Origin of the sequence: Rhodococcus sp. NPDC057297 (assembly GCF_042667435.1) — a bacterium.
In the GTDB taxonomy this organism is placed as follows: Bacteria; Actinomycetota; Actinomycetes; order Mycobacteriales; family Mycobacteriaceae; genus Rhodococcoides.
Genome location: NZ_JBHUZE010000002.1, coordinates 627,633 through 639,934, shown reverse-complemented (window position 1 = coordinate 639,934; position 12,302 = coordinate 627,633). Strand labels below are relative to the sequence as shown.

Annotated in this window: 12 protein-coding genes; 6 read left to right on the top strand and 6 right to left on the bottom strand. The window is 65.1% G+C overall.

Going from position 1 to position 12,302, the window contains the following annotated elements; translation table 11 throughout:
* The first annotated feature begins 60 nt into the window (after window positions 1–60).
* From ACFULT_RS08975 to ACFULT_RS08960, 4 genes are read left to right on the top strand one after another with little or no spacing between them, the layout of a single operon-like run.
* Window positions 61–1,170, top strand: a complete 1,110-nt coding sequence (locus tag ACFULT_RS08975) for a glycosyltransferase (RefSeq protein ID WP_094719208.1) — start codon at window positions 61–63, stop codon at window positions 1,168–1,170.
* Entirely contained in the window at window positions 1,167–2,246 is a 1,080-nt protein-coding gene (locus tag ACFULT_RS08970; RefSeq protein WP_378481265.1) for a glycosyltransferase, read from the top strand. Before ACFULT_RS08975 ends, ACFULT_RS08970 begins: the two co-directional genes overlap by 4 nt.
* Window positions 2,243–3,247, top strand: a complete 1,005-nt coding sequence (locus ACFULT_RS08965) for a glycosyltransferase (RefSeq protein WP_094719210.1) — start codon at window positions 2,243–2,245, stop codon at window positions 3,245–3,247. Before ACFULT_RS08970 ends, ACFULT_RS08965 begins: the two co-directional genes overlap by 4 nt.
* Window positions 3,244–4,098 (top strand): glycosyltransferase family 2 protein, encoded by an 855-nt coding sequence (locus ACFULT_RS08960; protein WP_378481264.1) that lies wholly within the window; start codon window positions 3,244–3,246, stop codon window positions 4,096–4,098. Before ACFULT_RS08965 ends, ACFULT_RS08960 begins: the two co-directional genes overlap by 4 nt.
* Before the next feature lie 6 nt (window positions 4,099–4,104).
* On the opposite strand, the gene ACFULT_RS08955 is transcribed toward ACFULT_RS08960, so the two are convergent.
* Complete coding sequence (locus tag ACFULT_RS08955; RefSeq protein ID WP_037113584.1) at window positions 4,105–4,299, bottom strand: hypothetical protein; 195 nt, start codon at window positions 4,297–4,299, stop codon at window positions 4,105–4,107.
* Window positions 4,300–4,372: 73 nt separating this feature from the next.
* On the opposite strand from ACFULT_RS08955, the gene glgX reads away from it, so the two are divergent.
* Window positions 4,373–6,400 carry a glycogen debranching protein GlgX gene (glgX, locus tag ACFULT_RS08950; protein ID WP_094719212.1) on the top strand — a complete coding sequence of 676 codons (2,028 nt, stop codon included), beginning with the start codon at window positions 4,373–4,375 and terminating at the stop codon, window positions 6,398–6,400.
* Between the two features lie 60 nt (window positions 6,401–6,460).
* Here glgX and ACFULT_RS08945 read toward each other — a convergent pair whose 3' ends face one another.
* From ACFULT_RS08945 to ACFULT_RS08930, 4 genes are all read right to left on the bottom strand, one after another.
* Window positions 6,461–8,236: an acyl-CoA dehydrogenase gene (locus ACFULT_RS08945; RefSeq protein WP_037113586.1), complete on the bottom strand. Its 1,776-nt coding sequence runs from the start codon at window positions 8,234–8,236 to the stop codon at window positions 6,461–6,463.
* A 57-nt stretch (window positions 8,237–8,293) separates the two neighbouring features.
* Window positions 8,294–8,959, bottom strand: a complete 666-nt coding sequence (locus tag ACFULT_RS08940) for a ScbR family autoregulator-binding transcription factor (protein ID WP_378481263.1) — start codon at window positions 8,957–8,959, stop codon at window positions 8,294–8,296.
* 109 nt (window positions 8,960–9,068) lie between these two features.
* A complete protein-coding gene (gene idi / locus ACFULT_RS08935; RefSeq protein WP_378481262.1) occupies window positions 9,069–9,710 on the bottom strand; it encodes an isopentenyl-diphosphate Delta-isomerase in 642 nt (213 codons plus the stop codon).
* A 78-nt stretch (window positions 9,711–9,788) separates the two neighbouring features.
* Complete coding sequence (locus tag ACFULT_RS08930) at window positions 9,789–10,280, bottom strand: thioesterase family protein (RefSeq protein WP_241483937.1); 492 nt, start codon at window positions 10,278–10,280, stop codon at window positions 9,789–9,791.
* A 101-nt stretch (window positions 10,281–10,381) separates the two neighbouring features.
* Here ACFULT_RS08930 and ACFULT_RS08925 point away from each other — a divergent pair, with 101 nt between their 5' ends.
* The gene (locus ACFULT_RS08925; RefSeq protein WP_378481261.1) at window positions 10,382–11,677 is read left to right on the top strand and encodes a glycosyltransferase; all 1,296 of its coding nucleotides are present in this window, start codon (window positions 10,382–10,384) and stop codon (window positions 11,675–11,677) included.
* A gap of 43 nt (window positions 11,678–11,720) precedes the next feature.
* On the opposite strand, the gene ACFULT_RS08920 is transcribed toward ACFULT_RS08925, so the two are convergent.
* Entirely contained in the window at window positions 11,721–12,284 is a 564-nt protein-coding gene (locus ACFULT_RS08920) for a TetR family transcriptional regulator (protein ID WP_094719216.1), read from the bottom strand.
* Window positions 12,285–12,302 lie beyond the last annotated feature (18 nt).

Genomic DNA, 12,302 nt, shown 5'->3' with positions numbered 1-12,302 from the left:
AGTCGGGTCCGGGCTCATCACACGTCCCGTATAACCGTTCTGTCGCGAAGGAACCCTCATTTGATCAACCCCACCCCGATCGATCCAGCGTCGATCACCGTGGCTTCCGTTCCCACCGGCCACACCTATGTCGCGCACCTGGGTTCCGACGGAGTTCGTCGACTTCCCGACCCGGTCCCGCCGGGCGCGGAGGGAACCGGTCGTTGGTGGCCGCCGCGTTGGCTCGAACCGGAGTGGACGAAGCGTAATCTGTCGTCGTTCGACGTGCTGCACGTGCATTTCGGTTTCGATTCGTTGCCTCCCGAGCAGCTCGGCGAGGTGATACGCACGGTGCAATCGGCGGGCAAGCCTCTGGTCTACACGGTGCACGACCTCCACAACCCACATTTCGTGGACAACTCTCTCCACGAGGCGCACCTCGACATGCTGATCGAAGCGGCCGCCGAGGTGATCACCCTCACGCCGGGCGCTGCGCGGGAAATCGAATCTCGTTGGGAACGACGCGCAACCGTCGTGCCACATCCGCACGTCGCTCCGATGGAGCTGATCGGACAACGTCGGCCGAACACCGAGTCGTTCGTGATCGGAGTGCACGCGAAGAGTCTGCGCACCAACCTCGATCCGTTGGCCGTGTTGGGCACGATCGTCGACACAGCTGCCCAATTGCCGGGTGCAACAGTCCGAATCGACATCGACGAGCAGGCGTTCGACTCGCACCCCGAGGACGCTGCCGCGATCGCCGCCTTCGGGACACACGAGGGCGTCGACGTTCGAGTTCACCCTCGGTTCGACGACGACGAACTGTGGACGTACCTGACGGAGATCGACGTGTCGGTTCTGCCGTACCGATTCGGCACGCACTCGGGGTGGTTGGAGGCGTGTGTGGACTTGGGGACTGCAGTCGTGGTTCCCGATTGCGGCTACTTCGCGGAGCAAACCCCCTGCCGCGTTTTCGGATTCGGCCTCGGACGGTTCGACGACTCCAGCCTTGCCGATGCACTGCGCTCCACGTACGACGACGTCCTGACGCAGCGAAGCACACAGTCCGGCGCCGGCGAATTCCTGCGCACGAGCCGAGAAGTCGACAAGGAAGAGGCAGCACGCACGCATGCACGTGTCTATCGGCGCGCAGTGGCCGGCCGCAGGCTCACCACTGGGACACCGCGATGACCGGTAGCCTGCGCGTAGCGCTCCTCGGGTCGTCGAACTTCCCGATCGCCGAGCCGTACGCGGGTGGAATGGAAGCGCACATCGGTCAACTGTCCCGTGCGCTGACCGAGCGCGGGCATTCGGTGACCCTGTTTGCGGCAGAGGGCTCGTCCCTCGATGTCGCGGACGACCTTCTCAGCGTGGCACGGTTGGAGCTGTCCGACATCTCCAAGGCCGACATCACCACTCCCGCACTTGCCGTCAGCGAGCACCACGCGTACCTGTCGGTGATGATGCAACTGGCCGGTGAACTGTCGGACACGTTCGACGTGATCCACAATCACAGCCTGCATTACCTTCCCATCGCGATGTCGCGCACGGTCCGCACTCCCATGCTCACCACCCTGCACACTCCCCCGTTCGCGTGGCTCGAATCAGCGGTGGCATTGTCCGGGAGCACCGGCGTCGAATTTGCAGCAGTCAGCGAACACGCTGCACGCCAATGGTTTCCTGTCACGGGCCCCGTCAACGTCGTGGCGAACGGGATCTCGCTGGAGCGATGGCCGGAAGGTCAGGGAGGCGACGGCGCAGTATGGTCGGGCCGACTGGTGCCCGAGAAGGGGCCTCATCTGGCCATCGACGCCGCACGCGCAGCCGGTTTCTCGCTCACCCTCGCGGGTCCGGCGTCGAACACCGCGTACTTCGAGGCGGAAGTGGCGCCCAGACTCGGCGGAGACGTCACGTACGCCGGCCACCTGCGTCAACGTGAACTCGCGACGCTCGTCGGCACCTCCGATGTCGCGTTGGCGACGCCGGTCTGGGAGGAGCCCTACGGTCTGGTCGTGGCCGAAGCGCTTGCGTGCGGAACTCCCGTCGCTGCGTTCGACCGCGGAGGCATACCGGAGATCCTGGACCCGACGTCCGGACGCCTGGCTCGTCCGGACTCGGTCGAGGATCTTGCACGGGCGATGATCGAAGCCCGCACCCTGTCGCGACACGACGCTCGGGCACGGGCCGAGTCGGCATGCTCCGAGCGCCGCATGGTCGACCAATACCTGAGCCTGTACGAGTCCATGATGTCCGGCGCCGCGCTGTGATCGGCTACTACGCGCACCATCACGGCACCGGCCACATGACGCGTGCGACCTCCATCGCTGCGGCGACCGACGAGCCCGTCACAGTGCTGTCTTCGCGACAACCGTTCCCGCACAGCGACGTCGAATGGTTGCAGCTCCCCCTCGACACCCCACAAGCCAGCGACACCGGTGACCCCGAGTACGCGGCGAACGAGACTGCCGGAGGAATCCTCCACTGGGCCCCGACGGGCGTGCGCGGCCTGACCGATCGCATGGCGCTGATCGCCGAGTGGGTGGCCCGCGTGCGCCCACGGCTCATCGTCGTCGACGTGTCGGTGGAAGTGACGCTGCTGGTCCGCTTGCTCGGGGTGGACGTCGTCGTCATGGCCATGCCAGGCGAGCGGACGGACACTCCCCACACCCTCGCGTACCGAGCAGCGTCGGCGATCGTCGCGCCGTGGTCGCGATCGGTCTACGACCCACAGTGGCTTCGGCCGTATGCGGACAAGACTACGTACGTCGGTGCGATCAGCAGGTTCGACGGCCGCGACCGAGAGACGGTCGGTAGCGACGCCTCCATCGTCGTTCTCGGCGGTGCGGGTGGTACGACACTCGCCGCGTCCGATATCGAGCTCGCCGGTGCAGCCAACCCCGAATTTCGCTGGATCGCAGCAGGAATCGATGCCTCGTCGTGGAGAGCGGACGTCTGGCCGCTGCTGTGTTCGGCCACGGTCGTGGTGACCCACGCCGGGCAGAACGCGTTGGCCGACGTTGCAGCCGCGGGGTCGCCGGCAATCGTCATTCCACAGGATCGCCCGTTCGACGAGCAGGCCGCCAGCGCGCGGGCCCTCGGTTCGGCATCCGTGGCGGTCGTCACCCCCGTGTGGCCCGACCCTCGAGGCTGGAGAACCCTGCTGGACAGAGCGATCGATCTCGGAGGATCCGGATGGGATCGTGTGGAGCAGCGCGGTGCAGCCCGCCGTGCCGCCGGAGTGCTCACGGCCGGGACGCCCCTCCGATGAGTCTGGCCGTGGTGACGGTCGTCTCGGGCCGTCACGAACACCTTCGCGAGCAGATCCGCGGGTTGGCACGGTCAACGCGGCCTCCGGACCATCACGTCGTGATCGCGATGGGCGATCCCCGGATCAGCGACATCGTGGCCGACACCGACACCGGCACCGGCACCGGCACCGGCACCGCGACAGTGCAGTACATGGACGCAGTCGACGGGCGCCTACCTCTGGCTCACGCACGTAATCTCGGAGCACAGACAGCATTGGATCAGGGCGCGACCATCCTTGTGTTCCTGGACGTCGACTGCATACCGGGACCGCACATGTTGTCGATCTACGAACTCGCCTGCGAGGATTCGTCGAACTCGACGGCCTTGCTGTGCGGTCCGGTCACCTATCTGCCCCCACACCCGGGGCGGTGGTCGGAGGAAGAGCTGATCGCGCACACGAATCCACATGGTGCGCGGCCGAGTCCGGCCGTCGGAGCCGTCGAATCGGGCACGAACTACGACTTGTTCTGGTCACTGTCGTTTGCGGTCACCGCGCGGACGTGGGCACAGCTGGGCGGATTCTTCGAGGGCTACACGGGTTACGGCGGTGAGGACACCGACCTCGGAGCGACGGCTCGCGCGTCGGGAATCGGGCTGCGGTGGGTGGGCGGCGCCCACGCCTATCACCAGCATCATGCAGTGTCCTCGCCCCCGGTCGAGCACGTCGACGACATCGTGCGCAACGCTCGGTTGTTTCACACACGGTGGAGCAGGTGGCCGATGGAAGGATGGCTGGCGGAGTTCGAGCGGCGCGGGCTCGTTGCCCGCACCGCGTCCGGACGCATTCGGCGCCTCGGTGAACCCCTCTGAGCGTCGTCAGTTACCCGGCGAAGTGCCCTCGGAATCGTCCACGAAGGCCCAGTCGCCGTCCTGGTCGACCTCGAGGCGCCACCCGAGTTCGCTGTTGTCCGCCTTCTCTTCGATGAACCAGTTGTACGCGTCATCGGCGCTCTCGATGTTCTTGGTTGCGACGACGTCGCCTGTCGGATCGATCACTCTGTAATCAGCCATGTGTGTGTCGTACCCCTCGGGCCACCGATTCAAAACTCGGTTTGCTCGATCCTTGCCGGGGTACTGGGCTGCAATGACCGTAGTCAGCTCCCCTCATCCCCTCGGCGTGACCCTGCTACCCGACGGCACGGCCGATGTCGCGGTCTACTCGGAGACCGCGGATTCCATCGCAGTCGTCGTGGTCGACGAATCCGGCGCCGAATTGTCTTCCACGACCCTCGGTACTCGGACCGGGCACGTGTTCCACGGTGTGGTCGACGGCCTGGCGGTCGGGTCACGGTACGGACTACGGGTGGACGGGCCGTGGAGTCCCGCGGACGGCCTCCGGCACAACGCGCACAAGCTGCTGGTGGACCCGTACGCCCGAGCAATTGCGGGCACCGTGGATTGGAACGAGTCCGTCTTCTCGCACCTGCACGACGAGCCCGAGACGCGCAACGACGAGGACTCCGCGCCGTCGATGATCCATTCGGTCGTCGTCGACGACGACTTCGACTGGGGTGACGATGCACCTCCGCGGATTCCTCTGTCCGACAGCATCGTCTACGAAGTGCACGTCAAAGGTTTCACCGCGCGCCATCCGGACGTCGACGAGAACATCCGCGGTACCTACGCAGGTCTCGGTCACCCCGCAGCCGTTCAGGCGCTCGTCGATCTCGGAGTCACCGCCGTCGAACTGCTCCCGATTCACCAATTCGTCCAGGATTCGCATCTCCTGGAAGAAGGACGTCGGAACTACTGGGGATACAACTCGATCGGCTTCCTCGCTCCGCACAACGAGTACAGCCATGCGGGTGACACCGGCGGCCAGGTGAACGAGTTCAAGTCCATGGTGAAGGCATTGCACGCAGCGGGAATCGAAGTGATCCTCGACGTCGTGTACAACCACACGGCCGAAGGCAATCACCTCGGTCCGACGTTGTCGCTCAAGGGAATCGACAATCGTTCCTACTACCGTCTGGTCGAGGAAGATCGTGGCTCGTACTTCGACACCACCGGCACGGGCAACAGTCTGAACGTCGGCCACCCTGCCGCGTTGGCCTTGATCATGGACTCGTTGCGCTACTGGGTGACCGAGATGCACGTCGACGGATTCCGATTCGACCTCGCGAGTACGTTGACTCGCCAGGATTCCGATCTGGACAAGCACAGCGCCTTCCTCGATCTGGTTCATCAGGACCCGACGCTGGCGTCGGTCAAGTTGATCGCCGAGCCCTGGGACACGCAGGGGTACCAGGTCGGCGGCTTTCCGGCGCGATGGTCGGAATGGAACGGTAAGTTCCGCGACGACGTGCGTGACTTCTGGCGTTCGGAACCGGGGACTCTGGGCGCTTTCGCGCAGCGGATCACCGGCAGCCCTGACGTCTACGAGAGCACGCGGCGCCCGACGCTCGCCAGCGTCAACTTCGTCACTGCGCACGACGGTTTCACCCTCGCCGACCTGAATGCGTACGACGGCAAGCACAACGACGCCAACGGCGAGGACAACCAGGACGGTGAATCGGACAACCGGTCGTGGGGTTGCGGCGCCGAAGGCCCGACCGACGACGAAGGTGTGTTGGCTCTCCGTGCCCGGCAGCAACGCAATCATATTGCGACGCTTCTACTGTCCGCCGGTGTGCCGATGATTCTCGGCGGCGACGAGATCGGGCGAACCCAGCACGGCAACAACAATGCGTACTGCCAGGACAACGAACTCTCGTGGTTCGACTGGGACTCCGCGGACACCGATCTGCTCGCCTTCACCCGCGAGTTGATCGAGCTGAGAAAATCGCACGCGGCGCTGCGTCCCACGTGGTTTCGCCACGACAGCGAATCCGATGCGGACACCTACGTCGATTTCTACCGCGCCGACGGCGAGAAGCTCACGGACGAGGACTGGTCCGACGGGTCGGCGCTGTCGATGCTGGTGGTTCTCGCGTCGGCCGGCGACGACGAAGTGTTCGGGTGGGCGGTGAATGCGTCGAGCGAGACGGTGGAGTTCGGCCTACCGTCCGGCAGCTGGCGCCAGGTGTTGTCGAGCGACCCGCAGCAGGCGTACGAGGAATCCGGACCGTCCATCCTGATCGCGGATCATTCGTTCACGCTGCTCGCCCGCTGACGTGCGCTGACGTGCGCGGAAATGTAGGCTCTGGCCTACATTTTCGCGTACAGCGGGATGTCAGAACCAGGCCGGGTCCGTCTCGAGGGTGGTGAGGTCCAGGCTGGACAACAGTGCGAACTGGGGTCCGGTCCTGGGCAGTTCGTGGCGGAAGAAGTATCGGGCGGCCTGACGCTTCCCGTCGTAGAAGTCGCCTGTCTTTCCGTCGGCCGCGTTGTGCTGTTCCAGCCACATCCACGCTATGACGACGTGGCCGACGGCCTCGAGATACACCGACGAATTAGCGAGTGCCACCTCGGGATCGCCGGTGCCCCACAGAGTTGCCGTGACCTCGAGGACGCTCCCCCATGCAGACTCGAGCGCCGACGCGTACTCGTCGGTGCCGAGTTCGCGAGCACGCCTGATGGTCTCGGAGACTCTGGTTCCGAGCAACGGCAGAGCTGCCCCACCCTGCATCGTCACCTTGCGTCCGAGCAGGTCCAGCCCTTGAATGCCGTGTGTGCCTTCGTGAATGGGGTTGAGCCTGTTGTCTCGGTAGTACTGTTCCACGTCGTAGTCGCGGGTGTAGCCGTATCCGCCGTGCACCTGGATTGCCAGACTGTTCGCTTCGAGGCACCACTGCGACGGCCAGCTCTTGGCTATCGGTGTCAGCAGGTCCAGGAGCAGCGTCGTCTCGCTGCGCACCGACTCGTCCTCGGTGGTGTCCTGCTCGTCCACGAGCTTGGAGCAGTAGAGACCGAGAGCCAAAGCGCCTTCCACGTAGGACTTCTGCGCCAACAGCATCCGTCGAACATCTGCGTGCTCGATCAGGGCAACAGGCGGCGAGGACGGATCCTTCACGCCGAGCGCACGACCCTGTGTGCGGACCTTCGCGTACTCGACGGACTTGAGGTAGCCGACGTACCCCAGCGAGATCGCCAGGAAGCCGACACCGATCCTGGCCTCGTTCATCATGTGGAACATGTAGCTCAAACCACGATGCTCCTCGCCGACGAGGTAGCCGACAGCACCGGATCCGCCGTGCACGGCGTGCGTTCCATCGCCGAAGTTCAGCAGCGTGTTCGTCGTGCCGCGGTTGCCCATCTTGTGATTGAGACCGACGAGTGTGACGTCGTTCCGTGTGCCGTCCGGAAGCACCTTGGGCACGACGAACAGTGAGATGCCTTTGACTCCTGCGCCACCGCCTGCTGCTTTCGCAAGAACCAGGTGGACGATGTTCTCGGTAAGCTCGTGGTCTCCGGCGGAAATCCACATCTTCGTTCCGGTGAGACGGTAGCTGCCGTCGTCCTGCTTCACCGCACGCGTGGTGATGTCGGCGAGCGACGAACCTGCCTGCGGTTCGGACAAGCACATCGTGCCGAAAGATGTGCCTTCGAGCATCGGCCGGACGTACTGATCGATCTGTTCCGACGTACCGTACGTGGCGATGAGGTTGGCGTTCGCCATGGTGAGGAACGGGTACGACGAAGTGGATGCGTTCGCGGCCTGAAACCAGGCCATCGCGGCGCGCGCGACGGTGGTGGGAAGCTGCATCCCGCCCAGCGACTCGTCGAACTGCCCGGCGATGAGACCGGACGCCGCATAGATGTCCAACGCTGCCTTGACGTCCGGGATCATCTCGACGGTGCCGTCGGCGCGCATCCGCGGCTCGGTGGCGTCGGACAGCTTGTTGTGCGGCTCGAAGTGCTTGCGCGCGATGTCCGCGCACAGGTCGAGGACGGCGTCGAACGTATCCTTGGAGTGTTCGGCGAATCGCTTTCTCGTCGTCAGCGACTCGACGTCGAGCCACTCGTAGAGAAGAAAGTCGAGGTCACGGCGGGACAGTACATCGGTCATCGATAATTCCGTTCGCGCAGGGAAATACCTACAGGCTAGCTCGCCGATCGAACCCCATCAGGCGCTTACGCCGACTTCGGGCTCGGACACGGACCAATCGCGTGGCTCGCAGAGCGCGAGTGCACGCGTGCGCTCCAGCGCCGCGGGTGCGGCGATCGACGGGAGCATCAGCTGCCACATGTCCGACAACCGGGCGTAGAGGTCCGCACGCCCGTGAAGCACCTCCGACAGAGTCTGAACGCCGGTGAACGCGCCGACGACGAACGCTGCCAGCGCCTCGGTGTCGACGCCTGTCGCCAGGTCGCCTTCTTCTGCGGCCCGGGCCGCGAGCAGTTGGATCGATTCGATCCAGTCACGGTACGGGCGCTGAACCGGTCCTTGCATGCTGCCGATCTCGAGCGTCAACCGCATTCCGCCGCGAGCCATCGGCTCTTCGAGGAGTTGGCGTGCCATCTCCTGACTGATGCAGATCACGGCGTCGAGTGCGCGCGGTACCTGCGCGGTGATGGTGCGGACACCGTCCATTGCAAGCTGATGCTGCGCGTCGATGACCGCGTGGGCGAGCTCTTCCTTGGAGGAGAAATGGAAGTACATCGCGCCTTTGGTGACTCCGGCATGAGCCAGGATCGTAGACAGGCTGGCGGTTCCGTACCCGTGTTTCTCGAAGCTCACTGCTGCGCCGAGCAGCACTGCTTGACGTGTGTTCTCAGCTCTCTGCTGCACGAGCACCTACCGATCCTGAAACTCGCTCGCGCGGACGCGAGGCAGTCGACATGTAGTGCACTGGTCAACTATATCGGGTCGGAGTCGGTTGTTCGAATGACCCGACCCTTCACTGGGCTGCACCGACGTCGTAGACAGCCGCCTCGGGAAGCTCCGAGGCCTTCCCCACCGGCCAGGACAAGGGCTTGTCCCCCAGGGCTGCGAGCTCGTCGATCTGTTCCTTGCACCAGGGAGACACCGAACGCCCTCGGCCTACCTCGTCGACGAATTGCACCCATGGCACCCACCTGGCGTCGGCAACCTCGTCGGGATCGGCCACCGGATCCGGCCCGTCGTAGACGACGCCGAACACCGGGCAGATTTCGTACTCGACGATTCCGTCGTCCATGACCGCCCGATAGCGAAAGCGAGGGAGCAACAGGAACGGGTTGTCGACCTCGATCCCCAACTCCTGCCCCAAGCGCCGAACGACGGCGCCACCGATATCCTCGCCCGGCGCAGGATGGCCGCAGCAACTGTTGGTCGTCACGCCCGGCCACGTCTTCTTGTGCAGCGCACGCTGCGTGATCAGCACTTCTCCCCGTGAATTGAAGACGTAGCTGGAGAACGCGAGGTGCAACGGCGTAGTCGTCGTGTGGACCGTTGCCTTGGGGTGCGTGCCGGTGGCCCGTCCGTCGTCGTCGACCAGGACCACGTACTCGGTGATCACCTCAGGCGAAGTCGAGGACTCGGAGCGCGAAGTCGAGGTCATGTGCCCATGTTCCCAGACAGGAGGCGTGTTCAAACGTCAGCGCTCACACCCGAGTCGTCGCCGGCCGATGCAGAGCGATCATGCACCCCGCGACGGGTGCGGGCCCGACGGTGCGACGAATGCGCGTTGCTCGTCCGTCAGGCGCTCGGCCCGACCGTCGACGACGTGGACCAACACGAACGTCGCCACCGCCGCGCGCTCACCGCCCTGTTCGATGGCGACTCGCACGGTGATGGAAGTGCGGCCGACATCGGTCGCGGTGACGTCGACATCGACGCCGCCGGTGAACAGTTCCCGCGAGAAATCCGCGGTCACGTTCACGACCATCACGTCCAGTGCTGTCAACCGACCGTCGCTGGCGTGACTCAACGCGTCGGCCCACGCCTGGCTCGCCAGCTCCAGAGCGAGGTATGCGGGCACATGCGCGGCATCGACGGTCGACCCGTCTCGCGCCGGTCTGTGGGTCAACTGCATCGACGCTCGGTACATGGCCGGGACGGTACCGCTCGTCGGCGCCGAGGCACCCGGGAGCCCTTCATCTCCGTCCCGGTGCGCGGTTCGAGCACTCATAACAAACTTCTCGACTTTTTCTGGGCTACAATTGTTCTTCCAGTCGGTTTCATCCTCACAGATCGCTGCACTCAATGAAGTCCCTGCCCACACTCTCCCGCGTGAATTCCACCGCACCCACGCTGATCTTCATGGCCGGCGCGTCGATGGAGTCGGCGACCGACGACGCGGCACTTGCGGAGGCACTCGCCGAGTTCGCGCACGTCGTCTGGGTCGAGCCGGTCGAGTTGGACAGGTCAGGTTCGACCTCGGAGTCCAAGCACGTGCCGCGTCGTCGACGCAGAACCGCGAGGTCGGAACTCGTCCGCGTGTCACCACGCTTCTCCCGGGTCAGGACGTTCGTACGTCGACAGCCCCGGTCCGTCCTGACGCGCACTCTGGCTCGGCGTGCGACGGATCGGGCGATCGGGTCGGCACTGACCGAGCTCGGGACCACGTCGGATGCCGTCGTTCTGACCGATCCCGTCGGCAGATTTCCCGTCGGCGTGGGTGGACACCGCTTGCTGTACGTCACCGACGACTGGGTGAGCTCGGCGCCGAGCCGCGGCCTGTCACGGCGCGCTGTCCTGGGGTCCATCGAGGTCAACTGCAGCCGCGCCGACACCGTCGCCGCGGTCTCTCAGACACTGGCGCTGAGGCTGCACCTGTACTCCAAGACCTTCGACGCGGTGCGCGTCGTGCACGCAGGGTGCACGCTCCCGGAGACGGGCTTCGAGACGGGGACGGACACACCGAGCAGTGGTTCCGACGCATCGCGTCGTACCTGTCCGGCAGTGTTCGTCGGCGACCTCGACGACAGGATCGATTACGACATGCTCGACGCGGTAGCCGCCACATCGGTGAACATCGCAGTGATCGGTGACCGCTCACCTCGGCTGTCCTCGGCGGGATCCGCGCGTGTCGACGCGTTGTTGTCCAGGCCGAACGTCCAGTGGCTCGGCTCCCGCACCGATGCATCGACGGACGGCTACCCGGTTGCGAAGCACGAAGCGGCGACGTACATAGCGGCAGCCGCAGTCGGGCTCGCTCCGCACACCCTCGACGCGGGCACGCGGGCGCGGTTCCCGACGCACACCCTCGACTACTTGGCTGCCGGTCTACCGGTCGTCACCACCGAACTACCGTCGACGCGGTGGTTGGACTCCGAGCACGTCACCGTTGCGCACACTCCGGAAGAGTTCGCTGCTGCGGTCTCGGCACTGGCATGCGCCACCGCCGACCCTGAGGCTGTGGCCTCCCGCCGCGAACTCGCGTCGCTCCACACCTGGTCCGCGCGAGCGACCCTCATCCTCCGACTCATGTCTTTGTATCGCGAACGCCTCACCGGTGCAACCACTTTCGACGCCGAACGACAGCCGGACCGAGCCTGGGCGCCGCACGTCCGCCGCCGTCGGTGATGTCAACCCGTTCGGTTCGCCGCTCTCGGTAACCGTCGCACGTTCAACTGTGCGGGGCTGCGAGTCTGCGCACGGCCTCCACCGCAGCCGCGCGGCGTGCCGTGTCCGGTCTGCGACGGTCCCCCGCGCCGTAGTGCCCGACGGCGAACGACATCACCACATCCGTCACGACCATGAGCAGTTCGACGCTGTCCCAGGAGTCGTCGATGTGTCCGTCCCGCTGACCGGCACGGATGTGACCGATCTTCGCGGAGATCGCCGCGGCGCGAGAATCACCCCTCGGCCGGTGCGACTCCTCGAGGTCGGCCCATCTCTGAAGACGCACATGCTCAGGAAACGCCACGAACTCGTCGAACAGTCGACCCGCATAGCCCGGCAGGTCGTCGCCGCGAAGGGCCGTGTGAGCGGTCGTCGCCGCGACCCATCTCTCCGACACCGCGGCGAAGAGTTCTTCCTTGCCGGCGAAGTACGCGTACAACCGCTCCTTGCTGGCCTTCGCCTCGGCAGCGATGCGATTGATCCGCGCACCGGCGATGCCGTGACGGGCGAACTCCGCCTGTGCCGCATCGAGAATGCGTTCGCGAGTGGCTTCGCCTGCTGACCTCACACCGTGATCCTAATTCCT